The sequence below is a fragment of the Micromonospora sp. NPDC047465 genome (assembly GCF_040643125.1).
GTDB lineage: Bacteria > Actinomycetota > Actinomycetes > Mycobacteriales > Micromonosporaceae > Micromonospora.
In genome coordinates this window covers 23489-41124 of record NZ_JBEYTP010000010.1, presented here as the reverse complement: position 1 = coordinate 41124, position 17636 = coordinate 23489, and the positions used below count along the sequence as shown (strand labels likewise).

The window sequence follows — 17636 nt, the reverse complement described above, 5'->3', positions numbered from 1 at the left end:
TGGGCTGTCAGGCCCAGGGGTCGGGGTTGCCGGGACATCCGGTGTCGTCGGCGGGGGTGTTGGGTCGGAAGAACCGGCAGTACCGGCAGTCCTTGGTGGGGGTGGCCGGGACGGCGCCCCACATGGCCGGGTTGTTGGCGACGTCGAGGTCGGTCAGGAGGCTCTCGGTGGCGTAGAGCCGGTCGAGGGCCTTCTGTGCGAGCTCGGGGTCGTAGGGCTCGGTCCACTCCCACGACTTGCCGTAGTCCCAGCTGCGGGAGAGGCAGACGACGCGCACCCAGCGGACATCGCGGCCCGCGCGCTGGTGGCCGAGGCCGTACAGGTGGGCCTGCACCCGGTACTCGGGGCGCATCTGCTTGCGGTACTTGGTGATGGAGGAGTCGCCGACGAGCTTCCAGTCGATGACGGTGCCGGTGTCGCAGTCGTAGGCGTCGCCGGAGCCGGAGATGGTGTCGTCGGGCCATACCTTCTGCTCGACGATCCACCGTTCGCGGCCGAGGATCTCGTTGTGGGCGGTGAGGGCGTCGGCGATGTAGGCGTGGACGGCGGTGCCTTGGATGGGCGCCCACGGCAGCCGCAGGTCGGGCTGCTCGGGGGCGCCAGCGAGCTTGTAGGCGAGGGCCCGCTGGCAGGGCACGCCGATCTCCGACGGGCCGATCTTCTTCTGCCGGCTGCGCGCCGAGTTGGCTTCGTGGTCGTAGAGGACGGCGCGCAGGTCGTCGAGGGTGGGCGGCGGCGGGCTGGTGACGGCCCTGACGAACCGCTCCATCGCCGCGCTCTTGCCGCTTGCCGCCGGCAGCGTGGCGATGGTTACCGGCTCCGGCGCTGGCGCCGGTTCGGGCTCGCAGCCAATGTGCCAGCCGGAGCCGGTGGCCGGGTCGATGACGAGCATCGGGTCAAGGCGCTCGCCGCAGTTGGCGAGGCAGTACGGCTTCGGCTGGGCCGCCGCCGGCGCCGCCTTCTTGGCGGTGAGGCTGGCGATGACCGAGTCGAGGGTGGCCTGGTCGACGCTCATGCTGTCGCCTCCGCGTGGTCGAGGAGCTTCTCCGCGTCGAGGTCGACGCGGGTGCAGTCGGGGCACTGGTGGGTGCCGTCGATGTGGAGCGGGTCGGTGGGGTCCCAGCGGGTCTCGGGCAGGTCGCAGGTGACGCAGGTGTTCATGCCGCCACCTGCTTTCGCCATGCCTCGGCGCGGGCGAGCACGGTGCGCATGGTGGGGCTGATCCAGCGGTGGTCGTCGGCGTCGTGCTGGCGGCGGACGGCTCCGCAGCGGGCGCAGCCCATCGGCAGGACGGTGCTCATGCGGCCACCGCCGTCGGGACGTAGGCCAGGCCGAGGATCAGCACCCCGCCCAGGGCCCGGACGTGCGCCTGGAGCGTGGGGAGCATGAGGCGGTCGGGGTGCGTCTCCCGGCGGCATGCCGCCGACTCGCTGCACCCCAGCCGGGCGCCCAGCTCGGCGAGCGTGACGTCCTGCGCCCGGCGGATCCGGGCGAGGTTGTTGACGATGGTCCGCAGGTCGAGCCGGTCCTCGGCGGCGGCCGAGGTGGGCTGCTGGGCGGCGTAGAGGGCGGCAAGCGCGTCGCCGTCGTCGGGGACGGTCAGGCCGTCGATGCTCATGTCGAGGCGGAACCCGAGCGCCCGGGTCCACGCCTGGACGGTGGCGACCTTCCAGTTGCGGCGGTGCTCCAGGTCGGAGGTGCCGCTTCCGGTGATGTCGAGGGCGTCGGCGAGTGCCCACTGGCTGATACCGGCGGTTTCGCGGATGCCACGCAGGCGGCGGGCGAGGGCGTTGCGGGCGGCGGCATCGCCCGGGTGGTCGATGGTCATGCCGCCACCGCCTGCTTTTGGCGCTGCCAGTAGGTCTTGACGGCGTCGAGGCTGTAGCCGATGGCGTCGGCGATCTCCGCCCAGGTGGCCGGCTCCGGTTTGCGGGCGAGCATCTCGACGATGGTGTGGTGGTGGTCGGCGATGCCGGCGCGCTGCCGCTTGCGGATGGGGGTGACGGGTCCGCCGCGCGGGGCCCGCTCCTTCTTCAGCTTGCGGCGTTCCCGCTCGGTGGTGCCTCCCCAGATTCCGAACTCTTGGTTGGTGGTGAGGGCGTAGTCGAGGCACTCGGTGCGGACGTCGCAGAGCCCGCAGATGCGCTTGGCGGGGTCGGAGGGCTTGCCCAGCTCGGGGAAGAACGCCTCGGGGTCGGTCTGCTGGCAGAGAGCGCGCTCCTGCCACTCGGGGACGATGCTCACAGCTCCTCCCGGGTGTTGATGCTGTTCACGGCGGCGCGGATGGCGGTGAGGTCGAGCAGGCCGGTGTCCTGGTCGGGGGTGGCGGGGACGTGCTCTGTGGTGCGGGTGACGAGTTGGTAGGCGGCGGGGCTGAGCCGCCAGGTGGCGGGGGCGTTGCGCCGGGTGTGGTGGCGGCCGGTGTAGTTGCGCTTGTGGCGGCGGGTGGCGATGCGGGCGGCGATGGTGATGGGCAGCAGGTCGAGGTCGGTCATCGGGCCACCGCCTCGGACGCGGGGGCAGAGGACGGAGCCAGCCGGCCAGCGTTGGCCAGCGCCTCTACCGCTACGCGGGCGAGCGACAGGGGCTCGCCGGTGATGTCTCCGTTGTGGGTCCGCCAGATTTCGCCGGTGCCTGGGGCGGCGGTGAGGGCGTTGGCCACTGCGGCGCAGTCGTCCCACGACGGCGCGCCCTCGGTGTGGGCGGTGGTCAACTCGGCGGTGTCGCACAGGCCGGCTTCGACGGCGGCGAGGATGGCGGCGGTTGCCACGTAGTCGGCGACGCCGGGGTGAACCAACGGGTTGGTGTGCTCGGCGTTGAGGCTGCGGATGGCTGCCCACCCGGCCTCAATGGCGGTGCGGGCGTTCTCCTTGCCGACGAGCATGGCGAGTTGACGGGCGACGGTCATGGGCTCGGTGGTGGCGGTCGTGTCGTTGGTGGTCATGCGACGGCTCCGATCAGGGAGATGGCGGCGACCCAGAGGGCGGCGGAGATGAGGCCGGCGAGGCCCCACGTGCGGCGGCGGCTCACCGGGACACCCCGGGCAGCGCGACGTCGATGACGGCGGGCGCGTTGGCGATCTCCAGCAGCACGTCGGCGTGGCAGGGCTGGTCGAGCGGGCACCAGCAGGCGAGGTTCTTGCCGGCCAGCTCGCGGCGGACGGCGGCGGTGAACACCGGCAGCCAGTCGCCCCAGGTCTCGGTGATGCGGTACAACTCGACGGCCTCGGCGGGGGTGAGCACCCGATCGATGCGGTAGCGAGTGCCGTCGGGGCGGACGCCCCAGACGGTCGGCGTGTCGGTGCGGTACGGGTTGCCCCAGTGGCTGGGCCGGCCGACGTAGACGGTGTTCTCGGGCATCCGCCAGCCGGCGGTGCGCTTGCGCTGGATGCGCTTCGGGGCGGTCATCGGACGCTCCTGAGGTGGAAGTGGGGCAGGTGCAGCCGCAGCACGCGGGGCAGTTGCCGGCGGTGCCAGGCGAGGGCGTCGGCGCGTAGCTGCGGGTCGCGGACGGCGGTGACGGTCGCCTGGACTTGGTGGCGGTAGGACCGCCAGCGCAGGTGCCAGCCGCCGGCGGTGAAGCACAGGACGGACCATGCGGTGAGCGCGATCAGGGCGACGGCGAGGCGGGCCATCAGGCACCGTCCTCGGACGCCACCGTCAGCTTCAGCTTCCGCTTGATGTAGGCGAACGCCCGGCTCGGGTGAGGCGGGATCGCGTAGTCCTGGACGATGTCGCCGTTCGCGTCCAGCACGTCGAGGACGTGCCAGCCGTCGGGGGCGGTGCTGCTGTTGCGGACGTAGCCGCAGGCGCGGAGCTGCCGGAGGAAGTGGTCGGCTCCAGCCCATCCGCGAGTGAACTCAACGGCGGTGTAGGCGCGGCTTCCCCCGTTGGGGAGAACGCGGAAGAGGGTGAAGCCGACGGCGTCGGGGTGCAGGGGTGCCAGTTCGTCGACTGCGGTGGTGTGAGTGTCAGTGGCCATCACGACACCTCCCGCAGGTCCCAGACCGGCGCGTACGCGAGTTCGATCAGGTCGCGGGTGTTCTGGCAGGTGTCGGTGCACCGGTCGCCGGCGATGTGCCCGCAGTCGGTGGTGGTGGGGGCGGGGGTGGCGTCGGGGCGGGACACCCAGGCGGCCAGGCCGGCAAGGTCGAGCGGGGCGGTCATCGGGGCTCACCGCCCTCGCGGGGGTAGGCCAGGCCGCACCCGGCGCAGCCGATGACAACCGGGGTGGTGTCCTGGGCGGTGCCGACCCGCCACCCGCACAGCACGTTGTGGATGGCGCGGGGCACGACCCGGATCCGGTTGCCGCTGCTGTCGTTGACGTGCCGGAGGGCGGGGACGTTGGCGGTGCCGGCCGTGATGGCGTCGGCGTAGGCGTGCAGGTCGGCGGCGGCCTGGGCGCGGTTGATGCGGCTCATCGGGTGCCGCCGGCGGCGTTGAGTCCGTCGGCCATGGCCTGCGCCTGCGCCCACCGCGCGGCGGCGTCGGTGGACAGGTCGCCGTCCTCGACGTAGATGCCGTCCCACAGGTCGATCACGTCACCGGACAGGCAGGTGCCGGGCAGCCGCAGGTTGCCGTGCCGGTCCTTCGGCAGCGCCGAGCCTCGGCGGATCGAGATGCGGACCTCGTCGGCCGGGTCGCTGTCGTCCAGGTTGTCGAGAACGAAGCCGTAGTCGTCGGTGAGGCACGCCTGCCACGGGCCGCGCAGGGCGTCGGCAGTGTTGCTGTCCTCGGTGGGGGTGGTGACCGTGTCGGTCATGGTCTAATTCCTTTCGGTCGGCGCTCCGTGATGTCCGTGGCTGGATACGGAGCGCTGGTCTGTTTCCGGGCCCGGGCGGGCACCGGGTGGATCAGGCGGCCTTGCGGCGGCGGGGGAGCTGGGCGATGCGGATCATGTGTTCGCGTCGCCGGCTGTCGGCCATCTGCTGCTGGGTGGCCAGGTCGAGATCCGGGAACTCGACCTGGATCTCGCGGAGCCATTTGTCGGCGGCGGCCTTGCGTGCCGGCTCGGTGGCGGCGCTGCGGTCGGGGGTCCGTCCCCACCGCTTGTGGGCGCCGATGCGTCCTGCGGTTGCGTGGTTCATCCCTTCTTCTCCTCCGAATCGGTGGTGATGACGAAGAGCCGCTCGAAGGGCACCCGGGGGAGCGCGGAGCAGATGGCGGCGATGGTCTTCTCGCTGGGTGCGTTGACGCCGTTGCGGATCTTCGACAGAGCGGCGGGGCTGATGCCGAGGAACGCGGCGCGGTCGGAGTCGGTGGTGTGGCCGAGCGCTGTGGTTATCCGGTCGATCTGGTCGAGGCGGAGTCGAACGCGCGGCTGGTCAGGGGTCTGCCGGCCTTGTGTTTCGAGCACGAAACAGACGCTAGCGCTGTGGCCGCTCGAAAGCAACATCCACTAACTCACCCGTTCGGGTGACTTTCGCGCACGAAATCTCCGTATAGGGTTACGTGCATGATCGAACCGCTAGACGGACAGGTAGGCCACTGTCGGCCGTTTGATAGGGGGGCCGCTCGCTTTCGTGCGCGAAATGCCATAGGGTTCGTGCACGTGAGCACCCAAGCGTGGGGTCCCGAGGCCGGAGCGGCCTTCCGCTCGTACGTGCTACGGATGGCAGCCAACGCCAACGCGCGCATCGAAAGCGTTGCCGACCTGGCCCGAGCCACCCAGATCAAGCCAGGCGTCTACTCCAAATGGTTCTCCGGGGCCGAGCAGCCCAGCGTGAAGAGCCTGGAGAAGCTGGCGCCCGTGATCAAGGCTCCGCTGCGTGATCTGCTCGTCCTCGCCTGCCGGGTTCGGCCCGAGGATCTCGGCCTCGAGGCGGCCCCCGAGCCGCCGAAGGTCGTCGGTCACCCACTTGCCCGCGAGATCGACGGACTCCTCGCTGACAGCTCGCCGCTACCCGAGGCGGAGCGCAAGGCCATCGCTGCGTTCCTGGACCAGTACCTTGAGCCCTACCGCCGGTCGGCGAGGCTGAGGTCTCGGAGCCGTCGCAACACTGCGTGACGCATCCGCAGGTGTCCATGCGGGCGGGATTGGCGTCCGTGGGAATTTTATCCCGTGGTCGCCTTTCGTGCGGGAAAGATCACCGTTAAGGTTTCGCTAATCATCGATCCTGAGTCGTACATACGTACGAACCCCATCCCTCAGGGAGGGCCAGCATGACAACCGCCTCGGGGAACCCTCCGGACCCCGGCGACCACACACCCCCTGCCATCGACGGCGACACCAGTCAGATCCAGCTCCCCATCGTCTCCAAAGCCGGCCTCTACTGCGCCACCAGCAACCCACCCAGCGGCATGTCCGGGCTGCTCGCCGCCATCATCTGCATCGCCACCGTCGTCCTCACCGCCACCGTCGCCCTCGCTGCCATCGAGGAGACACGCAACGCACCGGTCGTCACCCACACCACCATGCTGCTGCTGGCCACCGGCTCCGCCACCTCATGGATCGCGGTGGCCATCGTCATCGTCCGTGACCGGATGCACCGCAACCACCAAGCCTTCATCAGCATTGGTGAGAGGATCCTCGCCCGAAACCAGGAGCTGTCCGCCCGGCAAGACGCCCTATCTCACCGCATGAACGACCTCGCCAACCGGCAGGCCGAGCAGATGCAGCTCATGCGACAGCTCGCCACAAGCGTGGCCGCCGTCCGCCGCGAGATGGCCGACGTCATCGGTGTGGCCGACGCTGACGCCGAACTGCAACTGCGCCAAGCCGTCAACGACGGCCACCGCCTGCCAGGCGGCGGGCTGTACGTCGTGCCCCCGGAAGACTGATAGGCAAGTTCGGTCACACTGTGGCCTAGAAGCGGTCCGCCTGGGAGACCCGGCGGGCCGCTCTATGTGCGCGCTCCACCTGCGCCGACCGGCCGTAGCGGCGCGGCATCTCCGCCGACGACCACCCGAACAGGGCCATCGCGTCGCCCTCGCTGCCGCCGGCGTCGGCCCACAGGTGCGCGGCCAGGTGCCGCAGCTTGTGCGGGTGGATGCGGGGGATGCCTGCCTCGCGGCAGCGGCGCTCCAGCAGCCGGTAGGCGCCGGAGGTGGTGAGCGCCCCGCCGAGCTGGCCGAGCCACAGGTTGTCCAGCTTGTTCGCGTCCTTGTGGCGGGCGCGGACCCGCAGGTACCGGTCGATGGCCTGGCCAGTCTTCGCACCGAACGGAATGACGCGGATCTTGTCGCCCTTGCCGTGGAGAGTGACCTTGTCGTGGCGCATGTCGAGGTCGTCGAGGCAGATGCCGACCATCTCTGACACGCGGGGTGACCCGGCCTCGCACCAGAGGCGGATCATCGCGGTGTCGCGTCGGTCGCCGAACTCGCGGCCGGAGCACGCCTTGAGTAGGGCGGCGATCTGGTCGTCGGGCACGATCGGCACCGGTTTGCTGGTCACCTTCGGCTCGGCGATGCGGGCCATCGGCGTCCGGTCGATGATCTCCTCGGCCTCGCACCACCGGTAGAACGCGCGCAGGTTGCGGAACTTCTTGTGGACGGTCGCGCTGGCGTTGACGGCCGCGGCGGCGATGAGGAACTCCTCGAGGTCTTCGCGGCCGAGGTCGACGATGGGCTGTCCGGGCCGGAACTCGGCGAGCTGCTGGAGCGTGATGAGGTAGCTCTTCACCGTGTCGGGGGAGGTGCGCTTGGTGCGGTGGTATCGCTCGTACGACGCCAGGTGCAGCTCGTTCACGTCCATCGGCGGGGGCCTCCCCAGGTTGCTACAGCGCTAGGGTGTTGGGAGGAGAATACTCTGTCCTGGTACCGCTGTAGCAACCCTTGCGGGGCGATCTGATCTCTATTTATGCTGGTGGTGCGCCCGGCAGGATTCGAACCTGCGGCCTTGGGATTAGAAGTCCCCTGCTCTATCCGCTGAGCTACGGGCGCGCGGCGTACGTGTCGCGCCAGAAGGGTACCGCCGACCACGGGGTGGCCGGTGGAACGGGTGGTCGCGTCCCACGTCGTCGATCAGGGTCGCACGCACCCCCGGCGGAGGTCACCCGGGTTCCGCCGTCGGCGCGGCCCGGCGGCCGACGGGTCGTACCCTCGGCTGGTGCTGCTTGACCCGGACACCGAGAACGACGTCGCCTACGAGCTGTGCCAGCTCCTCGGCCGCGCGATCCTGCCCATCCGCCGGACCGACGCCGGGCCGGCGGACGGCGGCCGGGACGAGGGCACGGCGTTCTTCTTCACCGGGCAGGGGCGGGAGTACCTGCTGACCGCCGACGCCCTCACCCACGCCTCGGCCGGGGAGATCGGGCTGCGGGCGAGCGTGACCGAGCCGGCCGGGGTGTCGGCGGAGGCCGTGGCCCTGCCGGACTACGCCGCGCGGTGGCACCATCGCGAGGATCTCGGCGTCGCCGTCATGCCCACCGGCGGCCTGCACGAGCACGCCGACGGCGAGGGCTGGCGGTGGCGTACCCAGCAGGTGCCGGACGGGATCGCGGCCGACCGGGACGCGATCGCCCGGATCGGCGCGGAGCCGGGCTCGGCCATCGTGCTCGCCCACGGGGCCGGCGCGGACGGCGCCCGGCCGCTGGAGGTGGCGATCGAGCGGGTGACGCGCGTGGGCGACGCCGTCCGGATCACCGCGGAACTGCCGCTCGGCTACGTCGGCGCGCCGGTGTTCGGGGTCCAGGCCGGCGACGGTGAGGTGGGCCTGCGGTGTCTCGGACTCGTCCTGCCGGCCCGCGACGGCGGTCACCCGCTGGCCACCTTCGACCGCATCCGCGAGGCCGTCGCCGCCATCTGAGGATGCGTCGGCCGCCGGCTCAGCCGCCCTGCGCGGGCACGCCCGCCTGGTCGGCCCCGTCTGCGGGCCGCCGGCTCGCCGGTGGCCGCTCCCCGTCACGGACCGTTGGCCCGGCGTCGAAGAACGCGTCGGCCCAGCGCCCGACCTCCGCGAACACCTTCTCGCGTACGGCGGGGCCGGAGAGCGTGAGGTCGTGCATGCCGCCGTCGAAGCGTGCCACGGTGACGTGCCGGCCGAGGCGGGGCGCCCAGCGGACCATGTGCTCGACGTCGAGGACGGCGTCGGCGAGCGCGGCCGACTCGTGCCACTTCGTGCCCTTGAACGAGCGCGTCGAGCAGGCGAGCAGCACCGGCACCCGGATGTCCAGCCCGGCGCGGAGCTGCCGCTGGGCGGTGCGGATGGCGTTCAGCCAACCGGCCCGGACGGGGAACCCGGCGAGCGGCTTCCACGCCAGGTCGTAGTTCCACTCGCCGTGGTGGTCGGCGTGGATGGTCTGGCTGTAGACGGTGCCCAGCCCGAACGGCAGGACGCGGCGCGGCGCGCGGCGGCCCAGCGGGGCGACGGCGGCGGCGAGCGGCCGGCGTACCGCCCAGGGGGCGTTGATGTCGAAGAAGGGGCTGTTCAGGAAGAGCCCGTCGATGATCCCGGCGTCGCGGCGGGCGTGCGCCCAGAGCGGCATGATCAGGCCGCCGGTGGAGTGGCCCATCGCGAGCAGGGTGTCGTGCCCGTCGTCCTCGCGGATGATCGTCGCGGCGGCGTCCAGCTCCGGGAAGTAGTCGCTGACGTCGCGGCAGAAGTTCGGGGTCTGGTGGGGCAGCAGGCTGCGGCCGTGCTTGCGCAGGTCGACGGCGTAGAAGTCCCACCCCCGCTCGGCGAAGAAGTGGCCGAGGTGGGCCTGGAAGAAGTAGTCGGTGAAGCCGTGCGTGTAGAGCACGGCCCGCCGGGTCGGGCGGTCGGCGCGGCGACGGACCAGGGTGGCCACCACCGGCCCCTCGTCGTCGGTGCCCAGGTCGATCGTCTGCCGCTCGTACGGCGGGCCCAGCACGTCCGGTTCCACGAACGCGACGGTACGCCGGCGAGCTACCGGGCGGTAGCCCCGCCGTGCCCCGGCCCCGTCCGCCCGCACCACGGACGGGGCCTCGGGCGTACGCCTCAGACCGTCTCCACCTCGGCGCGGGCCGGGTCGGTGTCCGGGTCGCTCCCGGTCCCGGTCTCGGCGGCCGGTTGGCCGACGTCCCGCAGGTGCTTGTTGTGCCGCGGCTCCTGCTTGGTCTTCGCGTCGTTGAGCCGCCGCCGCAGGTCGTCCCGGACGTCGTTGAGCGCGGCGTGCAGGTCCTCCTCGGCGGACGTGGTGACGATCTTCTGCCGGCCGGCGATCCAACACTCCAGGGTGACCTTCTGTCCCTTGGCCTCCCGGTCCTTCACCGACAGTTCCAGCTCGGTGGCGTCGGCGTGGAACCCGGCCAGCCGGGCGTCCAGCGTGGCGAACTGCTCCGCGATCCAGTTCCGGTCGCCCTGGGAGAACCCGGCGCCGACCCGCAGGCACTCGGCGACGGTGGCCGGGTTGGCGACAGCGCTCATCGCCGCACCTGGCCGGAGACGAAGGCGGTTGCGGTGCTGGTCATCATCATGATCGCTGACCCTCTCGTTCGTCGTGCTGTCGGCGGTGCGGTTGATCGAATCCATACCCCGCCGCCTTCCGTCCGGAACGTGACCTTTCCGGTGTCCCGATCATCTGCCGGACGCCGTGCGCGCCCCCAGGGCCGCTCGGCCCTAGCACACCGGGACCTTGATCAGGTCTTTGTCCACAGGCGGTCCGGCTGTCCACAGGCCGGCGGGCGACGGTGGCGCCGGTCGTGCCCGACGGCCCAGGCTCGACACCGAGTCGACTCGCGATGGCAAGCCCGATCTCCCCCTGGAGGGACGATGTTCGACACCTACGTCACGATCGTGGGCAACGTGTTGACGGCCCCGGAGTGGCGCCGCACCACCCAGAGCAACACCCTGGTGGCCAACTTCAAGGTCGCCTCCACCGCGCGCCGGCTCGACCGCGACAGCGGTCGCTGGGTCGACGGCAACAGCCTGCGCGTCCGCGTCAACTGCTGGCGCAAGCTCGCCGAGGGCGTGGCCGCCTCGGTGATGGTCGGCGACCCGGTGGTGGTCTGCGGGCGGCTCTACACCCGCGACTGGACCGACGACGCCGGAAACCACCGCGCCCTCTACGAGTTGGAGGCGGTCGCCGTCGGTCACGACCTGTCCCGGGGCCGGGGCCGGTTCATGCGCAACCGGCCGAGCATGACCACCAGCACCGTCGAGGACGCGGAGGCCGAGCACCGGGTGCACGGCGAGGCGACCGAGCCGGTGCCGGACGAGGACGCCCCCGCCCTGCCCGACGGCCGGCTGCTCGACGTCGAGTTCGAGCTGCCCGACTTCGGCCCGTCCGGGGCCGGCCCCGGCCTGCCGGCCGACGCCGGCTTCGACGGCTCGCTCGACCCCTTCGACGACCCGGCGGACGGCAGCCGCGACGAGGAACCCGACGGCCCCGCGCCGGAGGCCGGCGACCCGACGTCGGTGCCCGAGGAGTCCGACGCGCCAGCGGGCTCGCGCCCCGAGGAGACCGGCCCGGGCCTCACCTCGAACGGGCGCGGCCGACGGGGTCGGGGGCGGGTGCCGCAGCCGGCGTGACCGGGCGGGCCCGGGCGACACGACGGGGGCGGGGTGACGTCGGCCACGCCGTCGTCACCCCGCGTGTCTCCCGCGCCCCGGTCCGGCGATCCGGCCCGGCGACCCGGCTGGTGTCGGCGGGCGCGTCCCCCGGCAGCGGGCGGGCGCGGCCCGTGGCGGTCGGGGGACTCTGTCGGCGAGCACGGCCCTCGTCGGCGTGGCACGGCCCCTGCCGGGGGCTCTTGTCGGCGGGCACCCCCTGTCGGCGGTCCTTGTCGGCGTGGCACGGCCCCTGCCGGGGGTCCTTGTCGGCGGGCACCCCCTGTCGGTGGGCCTTGTCGGCGTGGCACGGCCCCTGTCGGCGGGCCGCCCGGTCGCTGACCCGCGAGTTCCGGTCGCTCCCGCCCGATGGCGGGAAGGCGCTCGGCTAGGCTGGCCGGCCGGAGGTGATGGCGGGTGCGACAGGCGACGCCGGTGGCGACCGCGGCGGGACTGGTCGCGGGGTACGCACTCGACGCGCTCCTCGGAGACCCCCGCCGCTACCACCCCGTGGCCGGTTTCGGCCGCGCCGCCGGAGCCCTGGAGCGGCGGATCTACCGCCCGGACAGGGGCGCCGGCACGGCGTTCGCCGCGCTGGCGGTCGGCGCGCCGGTGCTGCTCGGCGTGGCCGCGACGGTTGCCACCCGAAACCGCCCGGTGGCCCGGGCCGCGCTGGTCGCTGCCGGGACCTGGACGGTGCTGGGCGGGCGTACCCTGCGGCACGAGGCCGCCGTGATGGGGCGGGCCCTGCGCGACGGCGACCTGCCGGCGGCGCGGCAGCGGCTCGGTCATCTCTGCGGCCGGGACCCGTCGACGCTCGGCGAGCCCGAGCTGGCCCGCGCGACCGTGGAGTCGGTCGCCGAGAACACGTCGGACGCCGTCGTCGCCCCGCTGCTCTGGGGCGCGGTCGCGGGCCTGCCCGGCCTGCTCGGCTACCGGGCGGCGAACACCCTCGACGCGATGGTGGGGCACCGCTCGCCCCGCTACGCCCGGTTCGGCACCCCGGCCGCTCGCCTCGACGACCTGCTCAACCTGGTGCCCGCGCGGCTGACCGGGCTGCTCACCATCGCCGTCGCGCCGACCGCCGACGGCGACCGGGAACGCGCCTGGCGGGTGTGGCGCCGGGACCGCGACGACCACCCCAGCCCGAACGCCGGGCAGTGCGAGGCCGCGATGGCCGGCGCCCTCGGCGTACGGCTCGGCGGGCGCAACGTCTACTTCGGCCGCTCGGAGGTGCGGCCGTTCCTCGGCGACGGCCCCCGGCCCGAGGCGCGGCACCTGAAGCGGGCCGCCCGGATCTCGGGCGCGGTCGGGCTGGCCGCGCTCGGCCTGGCGGCCGCCTACCCGCTGACCGTCGGTCGCCTGGTGACCGCCGTCGGCCGCCGCGCCCTCGGCCGGGGTGCTGTGGTGCGGCGCGCGCTGCGGCGGCCCGACACCGGGCAGGGCATCCTCGGGCAGCGCGACGGGAATCGAAGCACCACCGGCCCGCTGGTGGGCGCCGCCAGCCCGCTGATGGGCGCCACCGGTCGGCTGGCGGGCGCCGCCGGTCCGTTGGTGGGCGCCACCGGTCGCCGCGTCGCGGTGACGGCGGGGCGGGTGAGCGGCCGGTGAGCGGCGGGCTGCTGGTCGCCGGCACGACCTCCGACGCCGGCAAGAGCGTGCTCACCGCCGGCATCTGCCGGTGGTTGCACCGCCGGGGCGTGAAGGTGGCGCCGTTCAAGGCCCAGAACATGTCCAACAATTCGGCCGTGGTCGTCGGCGCGGACGGCCGGGGCGGCGAGATCGGCCGGGCCCAGGCGATGCAGGCGGCGGCCTGCGGGCTCGCCCCTGACCTGCGGTTCAACCCCGTCCTGCTCAAGCCGGGCAGCGACCTGGCCAGTCAGGTGGTGCTGCTCGGCGAGGCCGTCGACACGGTCACCGCCGGCAACTTCCGCCAGCTGCGGCCCCGCCTCGCCGAGACGGCGTACGCGGCGCTCGCCGAGCTGCGGGAGGCGTACGACGTGGTGATCTGCGAGGGGGCGGGCAGCCCGGCGGAGATCAACCTGCGGGCCGGCGACTACGTCAACATGGGCCTGGCCCGGCACGCCAACCTGCCCACGATCGTGGTCGGCGACATCGACCGGGGCGGGGTGTTCGCCTCGATGTTCGGCACCGTCGCCCTGCTGGACCCGGCCGACCAGGCGCTGATCGCCGGGTTCGTGATCAACAAGTTCCGGGGCGACCTCGGGCTCCTCCGGCCCGGGCTGGACATGCTGCACCGGGTCACCGGTCGGCCGACGTACGGGGTGCTGCCCTGGGCGCTCGACCTCTGGCTCGACGCCGAGGACTCGCTCGCGTACGGGCGGGTGCTCGGCCGGCCGGCCGCCCCGCGCGGCACCGACTGGCTGGACGTCGCCGTGGTCCGGCTGCCCCGGATCAGCAACGCCACCGACGTCGAGGCGCTCGCCACCGAGCCCGGCGTACGGGTGCGGCTGACCGTCGAGCCGGCCGAGTTGGCCGCCGCCGACCTGGTCGTCCTGCCCGGCTCGAAGTCGACGGTGGCGGACCTGGCCTGGCTGCGGGAGACCGGGCTCGCCGACGCGGTGCTGGCGCACGCGGCGGCGGGCAGGCCGCTGCTCGGCATCTGCGGCGGCTTCCAGATGCTGGCCCGGGCCATCCACGACCCGGTGGAGAGCCGGCAGGGGAGCGTGCCGGGGCTGGGCCTGCTGCCGATCGAGGTCACCTTCGACCCACGCAAGACCGTCCGGCAGTCGGCCGGGACCGCCGGCGGCGACGTCCCGGTCCGTGGCTACGAGATCCACCACGGCTACGTCTCGCACGCCGATCCCACGCTGACCCCGCTGCTGACCTGCGCTGACGGCAGCGGCGAGGGCGCGGTGGCGGGCACCGTGCACGGCACCCACTGGCACGGAGCCTTCGAGTCCGACGAATTCCGCCGCCGTTTCCTGACCGAGGTGGCCCGGCTGGCCGGCCGGTCCGGCTTCCGGGTCGCGCCGGACACGTCGTTCGCCGCCGCCCGCGAGCGCTCCCTTGACCTGCTCGGCGACCTGGTCGAGGAGCACCTGGACACCGATGCCCTCTGGCGCCTCGTCGAGACCGGCCCGCCGGCCGGCCTCCCCTTCATCCCACCCGGCGCCCCACCGGCCCCCTGACGACGCCCCGCCCCGCGCACGTCCGTGCCGTGCCGGCCTTGCCGTGCGGTGTGTGCCGGCGCTTGCGGCGTGCGCCTACGCCGTGCGGCGTGCGCTTGCGGTGGTGCCGGCGCTTGCGGTGTGCCCCGTGCCGCGCACCTTCGCGCCACCGATGGTGGTTCTATGGACGGGGCAGCTCGACAGTGGCCGGACGGTGGGCGGCGGACCCAGACCCGCCGGACCAGACCCGCCGGATCGGACCCGTCGGTGCGGAGTCAGTAGCGGATGTCGGCCGGGCGGTCGGACATGGGCAGCCCCGCGTCGCGCCACGCCTGTACGCCGCCGATCATGTCGGTGGCGCGGTGCAGCCCGAGCGCCCGCAGGCTCGCCACCGCGAGGCTGGAGGCGTAGCCCTGCCGGCACACCACGACGATGCGCCGGTCGTAACCCGTGGCCTCGGGGATCCGCCAGGCGCTGGCCGGGTCCAGCCGCCATTCCAGCACCGTCCGGTCGATCACGACGGCACCCGGGAGGTCGCCCTGTTCCCGGCGCTGCACGTCGGTGCGGGTGTCGACCAGCAACGCCCCGGTGCGGACCGCCTCGACGGTCTGGTGCGGGGTCAGCCGGCGCACCCCTGCGCGGGCCTGTTCCAGCAGGGCGTCGACGCCCGGACTCATCACGCTGTGGGACACCAGCCGATCATCCCGCCCGGTCCGGGGCCCCGCCGACCGAACGCCCCGGCCAGCCCGACGACCGCTCGTTCGGGCGACCCCCGATCGGTGTGCCCGCAGGGCGGTCGCCCCCGACGCCCCGCAGAGGCCGGCCCACGCGCCGTCCGGCGTGGCTCGCCCTCGTCGGTCCGCTCCGCGCGGCTCGCCCGTCGGTCCGCTCCGCGTGGCTCGCACGTCGGCCTGCTCCGCGTGGCTCGCCCGTCGGGCTGCTCCGCGTGGCTCGCCCGTCGTTGGTCCGCTCCGCGCCTCCCACTACCGTCGGCCAGGTGGCGGTGGCGGTGGTCGAGGCGTACGACCGGTTGGCCCGGCGGGTGCTCGCCGGGCCGGCGCGGTTGGGGCGGACCCGGCTCGTGGTGGTGGACGGGCCGAGCGGCGCGGGCAAGAGCGTGTTCGCGGCGCGGCTCGCGGACGCCCTCGCCGACCTGCCCGGCGCCGGGCGGCCGCCCGTGGTGCACACCGACGACCTGCTCGACGGGTGGGACGACCAGCTCACCTTCTGGCCCCGGCTCGAAGAGTGCGTGCTGGCGCCGCTGCGCGCCGGTCGGCCGGGGGCGTACCGCCGGTACAGCTGGGTCCGCCGGGTCTTCCTTCCCCGCCCGGTGCCGGTGCCGGTCGCGCCGGTGCTGGTGGTCGAGGGGGTCAGCGCGGCGCGGGTCGCAACCGCGGCCGACCGCACCCTCGCCGTCTTCGTCACCGCCCCGGCGCCGCTGCGGCTCACCCGGGCCGTGCGGCGGGACGGTTCCGGGATCCTGCCGGAGCTGCGCCGCTGGCACCTCGGGGAGCGGGCGCACTTCGCCGCGGACCGCACCGAGGCCCGGGCCGACCTGGTGGTCGACGGCGCGCCGACCCTGCCGCACGACGCCGCCCGCTACTACGTGCGGCGGCCCTGACCAGCCAGCGTGGCCATGGCCTCGGGCGAGGCGACCGGTAAGGCCGGCATACGATGCCGGTCATGACCACACCGATCATGTCCGAGTCCGAGGTCCGGGCCGCCGTCGAGCGGGAGCTGCCCGGCGTCCGTGCCGACCTGGAACGCCTCGTCCGCATCCCCGGCATCGCGTTCGAGGGCTTCGACCACTCGCACGTGGAGCGCTCCGCCGAGGCGGTGGCCGAGCTGCTGCGCGGCTGCGGCCTCGACGTCAAGATCGTGCGCTCCGGCGGCCAGCCGGCGGTCATCGGGAAGAAGCCCGCCCCGCCCGGTGCGCCGACGGTGCTGCTCTACGCCCACCACGACGTGCAGCCGGTGGGCGACCTGTCGCTGTGGGAGTCGGACCCGTTCGAGCCCGTGGAGCGGGACGGCCGGCTCTACGGCCGGGGCGCCGCCGACGACAAGGCCGGCATCATGGCGCACGTCGCGGCGCTGCGCGCGTTCGGGGACGCGCTGCCGGTGGGCGTGGTCCTGTTCATCGAGGGCGAGGAGGAGTACGGCTCCGACTCGCTGGAGCGGCTGCTCGCCGAGCACCGCGACGAGATCGCGTCGGACGTCATCGTCATCGCCGACTCCGGCAACTGGGACATCGGCGTGCCGGCGCTGACCACCTCGCTGCGTGGCATCGTCAACTGCTTCGTCGAGGTGCGCACCCTCGACCACGCCGTGCACAGCGGCATGTTCGGCGGTGCGGTGCCGGACGCGCTGACCGCGCTGGTCCGGCTGCTGGCCACCCTGCACACCGACGCCGGCGACGTCGCCGTCGACGGCCTGGTGGGCCGGGAGGGCGCGGTCGTCGACTACCCGGAGGAGCGGATCCGCGCCGAGGCCGGGCTGAGCGAGGGCGTCGACTTCATCGGCACCGGGCGGATCACCGACCGGCTCTGGACCAAGCCGGCCCTCGCGGTGCTCGGCATCGACGCCCCGGCCACCGGCGAGGCGCCGAACGCCCTGGTTCCGACCGCGAAGGCGAAGCTGAGCGTGCGGCTCGCGCCGGGCGACGACCCCAAGCGGGCGTACGCGGCCCTGCGCGCCCACCTGGAGAAGTACGCGCCGTGGGGTGCGCGGGTGATCGTCACCTTCGAGCACGACGGTGACCCGTGTGTCATCGACGCGTCCGGCCCGATGTTCGACGCCGCCCGTTCGGCGTTCCGGACCGCCTGGGACGGCACCGACCCGGTGGACATCGGCGTCGGCGGCTCGATCCCGTTCATCGCCACCTTCCAGGAGATGTTCCCGCGGGCGGCGATCCTGGTGACCGGCGTCGAGGACCCGCACGCCCGGGCGCACGGCCCGAACGAGAGCCTGCACCTCGGCGAGTTCGCCCGGGTCTGCCTGGCCGAGGCGCTGCTGCTGAAGAAGGTCGCCGAGGCGGGCGCCGACGGGCGTTAGGTGTCG

General features: G+C 73.4%; 25 protein-coding genes, 1 tRNA gene and 2 pseudogenes. 8 read left to right on the top strand and 20 right to left on the bottom strand.

Going from position 1 to position 17636, the window contains the following annotated elements; translation table 11 throughout:
- Positions 1 to 7: 7 nt before the first annotated feature.
- The 15 genes and pseudogenes from ABZ793_RS12075 to ABZ793_RS12005 all read right to left on the bottom strand — a co-directional run bounded on the left by ABZ793_RS12075 (position 8) and on the right by ABZ793_RS12005 (position 5355).
- Complete coding sequence (locus ABZ793_RS12075; protein WP_357455798.1) at positions 8 to 1015, bottom strand: hypothetical protein; 1008 nt, start codon at positions 1013 to 1015, stop codon at positions 8 to 10.
- Complete coding sequence (locus ABZ793_RS12070; RefSeq protein ID WP_357455795.1) at positions 1012 to 1161, bottom strand: hypothetical protein; 150 nt, start codon at positions 1159 to 1161, stop codon at positions 1012 to 1014. The genes ABZ793_RS12075 and ABZ793_RS12070 overlap by 4 nt, the downstream gene beginning before the upstream one ends.
- Positions 1158 to 1301, bottom strand: coding sequence for a hypothetical protein (locus ABZ793_RS12065; protein ID WP_357455793.1), 144 nt, complete (start codon positions 1299 to 1301; stop codon positions 1158 to 1160). Before ABZ793_RS12065 ends, ABZ793_RS12070 begins: the two co-directional genes overlap by 4 nt.
- The gene (locus tag ABZ793_RS12060) at positions 1298 to 1828 is read right to left on the bottom strand and encodes a hypothetical protein (protein ID WP_357455790.1); all 531 of its coding nucleotides are present in this window, start codon (positions 1826 to 1828) and stop codon (positions 1298 to 1300) included. The genes ABZ793_RS12065 and ABZ793_RS12060 overlap by 4 nt, the downstream gene beginning before the upstream one ends.
- Before the next feature lie 200 nt (positions 1829 to 2028).
- Positions 2029 to 2244 (bottom strand): annotated as a pseudogene (locus ABZ793_RS12055) (WhiB family transcriptional regulator); the annotation flags it as partial.
- Positions 2241 to 2495 carry a hypothetical protein gene (locus ABZ793_RS12050; protein ID WP_357455787.1) on the bottom strand — a complete coding sequence of 85 codons (255 nt, stop codon included), beginning with the start codon at positions 2493 to 2495 and terminating at the stop codon, positions 2241 to 2243. The pseudogene ABZ793_RS12055 and the gene ABZ793_RS12050, both read right to left, overlap by 4 nt.
- Positions 2492 to 2944 (bottom strand): hypothetical protein, encoded by a 453-nt coding sequence (locus ABZ793_RS12045; protein WP_357455784.1) that lies wholly within the window; start codon positions 2942 to 2944, stop codon positions 2492 to 2494. Before ABZ793_RS12045 ends, ABZ793_RS12050 begins: the two co-directional genes overlap by 4 nt.
- 82 nt (positions 2945 to 3026) lie before the next feature.
- Positions 3027 to 3407 (bottom strand): DUF4326 domain-containing protein, encoded by a 381-nt coding sequence (locus ABZ793_RS12040; protein WP_357455781.1) that lies wholly within the window; start codon positions 3405 to 3407, stop codon positions 3027 to 3029.
- Positions 3404 to 3634 (bottom strand): hypothetical protein, encoded by a 231-nt coding sequence (locus tag ABZ793_RS12035; RefSeq protein WP_357455778.1) that lies wholly within the window; start codon positions 3632 to 3634, stop codon positions 3404 to 3406. Before ABZ793_RS12035 ends, ABZ793_RS12040 begins: the two co-directional genes overlap by 4 nt.
- A complete protein-coding gene (locus tag ABZ793_RS12030; RefSeq protein WP_357455775.1) occupies positions 3634 to 3981 on the bottom strand; it encodes a hypothetical protein in 348 nt (115 codons plus the stop codon). The genes ABZ793_RS12035 and ABZ793_RS12030 overlap by 1 nt, the downstream gene beginning before the upstream one ends.
- Entirely contained in the window at positions 3981 to 4166 is a 186-nt protein-coding gene (locus ABZ793_RS12025; protein WP_357455772.1) for a hypothetical protein, read from the bottom strand. Before ABZ793_RS12025 ends, ABZ793_RS12030 begins: the two co-directional genes overlap by 1 nt.
- On the bottom strand, positions 4163 to 4420 hold the full coding sequence (locus ABZ793_RS12020) for a hypothetical protein (RefSeq protein WP_357455769.1): 258 nt from the start codon (positions 4418 to 4420) through the stop codon (positions 4163 to 4165). The genes ABZ793_RS12025 and ABZ793_RS12020 overlap by 4 nt, the downstream gene beginning before the upstream one ends.
- Positions 4417 to 4761, bottom strand: coding sequence for a hypothetical protein (locus tag ABZ793_RS12015; RefSeq protein WP_357455765.1), 345 nt, complete (start codon positions 4759 to 4761; stop codon positions 4417 to 4419). Before ABZ793_RS12015 ends, ABZ793_RS12020 begins: the two co-directional genes overlap by 4 nt.
- 91 nt (positions 4762 to 4852) lie before the next feature.
- The gene (locus tag ABZ793_RS12010; protein ID WP_357455762.1) at positions 4853 to 5086 is read right to left on the bottom strand and encodes a hypothetical protein; all 234 of its coding nucleotides are present in this window, start codon (positions 5084 to 5086) and stop codon (positions 4853 to 4855) included.
- Positions 5083 to 5355 (bottom strand): helix-turn-helix transcriptional regulator, encoded by a 273-nt coding sequence (locus ABZ793_RS12005; RefSeq protein WP_357455759.1) that lies wholly within the window; start codon positions 5353 to 5355, stop codon positions 5083 to 5085. The genes ABZ793_RS12010 and ABZ793_RS12005 overlap by 4 nt, the downstream gene beginning before the upstream one ends.
- 195 nt (positions 5356 to 5550) lie before the next feature.
- Between ABZ793_RS12005 and ABZ793_RS12000 the strand changes: the two genes are divergently transcribed.
- Both ABZ793_RS12000 and ABZ793_RS11995 read left to right on the top strand, forming a co-directional pair.
- Positions 5551 to 6006 carry a helix-turn-helix transcriptional regulator gene (locus tag ABZ793_RS12000; RefSeq protein ID WP_357455757.1) on the top strand — a complete coding sequence of 152 codons (456 nt, stop codon included), beginning with the start codon at positions 5551 to 5553 and terminating at the stop codon, positions 6004 to 6006.
- 155 nt (positions 6007 to 6161) lie between these two features.
- Positions 6162 to 6779, top strand: coding sequence for a hypothetical protein (locus ABZ793_RS11995; protein WP_357455754.1), 618 nt, complete (start codon positions 6162 to 6164; stop codon positions 6777 to 6779).
- 25 nt (positions 6780 to 6804) lie between these two features.
- Here ABZ793_RS11995 and ABZ793_RS11990 read toward each other — a convergent pair whose 3' ends face one another.
- Together ABZ793_RS11990 and ABZ793_RS11985 are read right to left on the bottom strand one after the other, a co-directional pair.
- Positions 6805 to 7692: a tyrosine-type recombinase/integrase gene (locus ABZ793_RS11990; protein WP_357455751.1), complete on the bottom strand. Its 888-nt coding sequence runs from the start codon at positions 7690 to 7692 to the stop codon at positions 6805 to 6807.
- 112 nt (positions 7693 to 7804) lie between these two features.
- A tRNA-Arg gene (locus tag ABZ793_RS11985) sits at positions 7805 to 7880 on the bottom strand.
- 166 nt (positions 7881 to 8046) lie between these two features.
- Here ABZ793_RS11985 and ABZ793_RS11980 point away from each other — a divergent pair.
- Positions 8047 to 8745, top strand: coding sequence for a hypothetical protein (locus ABZ793_RS11980; protein WP_357455748.1), 699 nt, complete (start codon positions 8047 to 8049; stop codon positions 8743 to 8745).
- 19 nt (positions 8746 to 8764) lie between these two features.
- Here ABZ793_RS11980 and ABZ793_RS11975 read toward each other — a convergent pair whose 3' ends face one another.
- Both ABZ793_RS11975 and ABZ793_RS11970 read right to left on the bottom strand, forming a co-directional pair.
- Positions 8765 to 9802 (bottom strand): alpha/beta hydrolase, encoded by a 1038-nt coding sequence (locus tag ABZ793_RS11975; protein ID WP_357455745.1) that lies wholly within the window; start codon positions 9800 to 9802, stop codon positions 8765 to 8767.
- A 95-nt stretch (positions 9803 to 9897) separates the two neighbouring features.
- Positions 9898 to 10326 (bottom strand): HPF/RaiA family ribosome-associated protein, encoded by a 429-nt coding sequence (locus tag ABZ793_RS11970; RefSeq protein WP_357455741.1) that lies wholly within the window; start codon positions 10324 to 10326, stop codon positions 9898 to 9900.
- Positions 10327 to 10671: 345 nt separating this feature from the next.
- Here ABZ793_RS11970 and ABZ793_RS11965 point away from each other — a divergent pair, with 345 nt between their 5' ends.
- The 3 genes from ABZ793_RS11965 to ABZ793_RS11955 all read left to right on the top strand — a co-directional run bounded on the left by ABZ793_RS11965 (position 10672) and on the right by ABZ793_RS11955 (position 14600).
- Entirely contained in the window at positions 10672 to 11430 is a 759-nt protein-coding gene (locus tag ABZ793_RS11965) for a single-stranded DNA-binding protein (protein WP_357455739.1), read from the top strand.
- Positions 11431 to 11883: 453 nt separating this feature from the next.
- The gene (locus ABZ793_RS11960) at positions 11884 to 13059 is read left to right on the top strand and encodes a cobalamin biosynthesis protein (RefSeq protein WP_357456230.1); all 1176 of its coding nucleotides are present in this window, start codon (positions 11884 to 11886) and stop codon (positions 13057 to 13059) included.
- Entirely contained in the window at positions 13056 to 14600 is a 1545-nt protein-coding gene (locus ABZ793_RS11955) for a cobyric acid synthase (RefSeq protein WP_357455735.1), read from the top strand. The genes ABZ793_RS11960 and ABZ793_RS11955 overlap by 4 nt, the downstream gene beginning before the upstream one ends.
- Before the next feature lie 254 nt (positions 14601 to 14854).
- On the opposite strand, the gene ABZ793_RS11950 is transcribed toward ABZ793_RS11955, so the two are convergent.
- Positions 14855 to 15256, bottom strand: a complete 402-nt coding sequence (locus ABZ793_RS11950; RefSeq protein WP_357456227.1) for a rhodanese-like domain-containing protein — start codon at positions 15254 to 15256, stop codon at positions 14855 to 14857.
- 260 nt (positions 15257 to 15516) lie between these two features.
- On the opposite strand from ABZ793_RS11950, the pseudogene ABZ793_RS11945 reads away from it, so the two are divergent.
- Positions 15517 to 16285, top strand: a pseudogene (locus ABZ793_RS11945) (hypothetical protein); the annotation flags it as partial.
- On the top strand, positions 16278 to 17630 hold the full coding sequence (locus ABZ793_RS11940) for a dipeptidase (RefSeq protein WP_357456224.1): 1353 nt from the start codon (positions 16278 to 16280) through the stop codon (positions 17628 to 17630). The pseudogene ABZ793_RS11945 and the gene ABZ793_RS11940, both read left to right, overlap by 8 nt.
- Positions 17631 to 17636: the final 6 nt, after the last annotated feature.

What these genes read in the sequence shown, in the direction of transcription:
- ABZ793_RS12075 (WP_357455798.1), bottom strand. Translation starts at nt 1,015, where the DNA reads ATGAGCGTCGACCAGGCCACCCTCGACTCGGTCATCGCCAGCCTCACC.
- ABZ793_RS12070 (WP_357455795.1), bottom strand. Translation starts at nt 1,161, where the DNA reads ATGAACACCTGCGTCACCTGCGACCTGCCCGAGACCCGCTGGGACCCC.
- ABZ793_RS12065 (WP_357455793.1), bottom strand. Translation starts at nt 1,301, where the DNA reads ATGAGCACCGTCCTGCCGATGGGCTGCGCCCGCTGCGGAGCCGTCCGC.
- ABZ793_RS12060 (WP_357455790.1), bottom strand. Translation starts at nt 1,828, where the DNA reads ATGACCATCGACCACCCGGGCGATGCCGCCGCCCGCAACGCCCTCGCC.
- ABZ793_RS12050 (WP_357455787.1), bottom strand. Translation starts at nt 2,495, where the DNA reads ATGACCGACCTCGACCTGCTGCCCATCACCATCGCCGCCCGCATCGCC.
- ABZ793_RS12045 (WP_357455784.1), bottom strand. Translation starts at nt 2,944, where the DNA reads ATGACCACCAACGACACGACCGCCACCACCGAGCCCATGACCGTCGCC.
- ABZ793_RS12040 (WP_357455781.1), bottom strand. Translation starts at nt 3,407, where the DNA reads ATGACCGCCCCGAAGCGCATCCAGCGCAAGCGCACCGCCGGCTGGCGG.
- ABZ793_RS12035 (WP_357455778.1), bottom strand. Translation starts at nt 3,634, where the DNA reads ATGGCCCGCCTCGCCGTCGCCCTGATCGCGCTCACCGCATGGTCCGTC.
- ABZ793_RS12030 (WP_357455775.1), bottom strand. Translation starts at nt 3,981, where the DNA reads ATGGCCACTGACACTCACACCACCGCAGTCGACGAACTGGCACCCCTG.
- ABZ793_RS12025 (WP_357455772.1), bottom strand. Translation starts at nt 4,166, where the DNA reads ATGACCGCCCCGCTCGACCTTGCCGGCCTGGCCGCCTGGGTGTCCCGC.
- ABZ793_RS12020 (WP_357455769.1), bottom strand. Translation starts at nt 4,420, where the DNA reads ATGAGCCGCATCAACCGCGCCCAGGCCGCCGCCGACCTGCACGCCTAC.
- ABZ793_RS12015 (WP_357455765.1), bottom strand. Translation starts at nt 4,761, where the DNA reads ATGACCGACACGGTCACCACCCCCACCGAGGACAGCAACACTGCCGAC.
- ABZ793_RS12010 (WP_357455762.1), bottom strand. Translation starts at nt 5,086, where the DNA reads ATGAACCACGCAACCGCAGGACGCATCGGCGCCCACAAGCGGTGGGGA.
- ABZ793_RS11995 (WP_357455754.1), top strand. Translation starts at nt 6,162, where the DNA reads ATGACAACCGCCTCGGGGAACCCTCCGGACCCCGGCGACCACACACCC.
- ABZ793_RS11990 (WP_357455751.1), bottom strand. Translation starts at nt 7,692, where the DNA reads ATGGACGTGAACGAGCTGCACCTGGCGTCGTACGAGCGATACCACCGC.
- ABZ793_RS11970 (WP_357455741.1), bottom strand. Translation starts at nt 10,326, where the DNA reads ATGAGCGCTGTCGCCAACCCGGCCACCGTCGCCGAGTGCCTGCGGGTC.
- ABZ793_RS11965 (WP_357455739.1), top strand. Translation starts at nt 10,672, where the DNA reads ATGTTCGACACCTACGTCACGATCGTGGGCAACGTGTTGACGGCCCCG.
- ABZ793_RS11950 (WP_357456227.1), bottom strand. Translation starts at nt 15,256, where the DNA reads ATGAGTCCGGGCGTCGACGCCCTGCTGGAACAGGCCCGCGCAGGGGTG.
- ABZ793_RS11940 (WP_357456224.1), top strand. Translation starts at nt 16,278, where the DNA reads ATGTCCGAGTCCGAGGTCCGGGCCGCCGTCGAGCGGGAGCTGCCCGGC.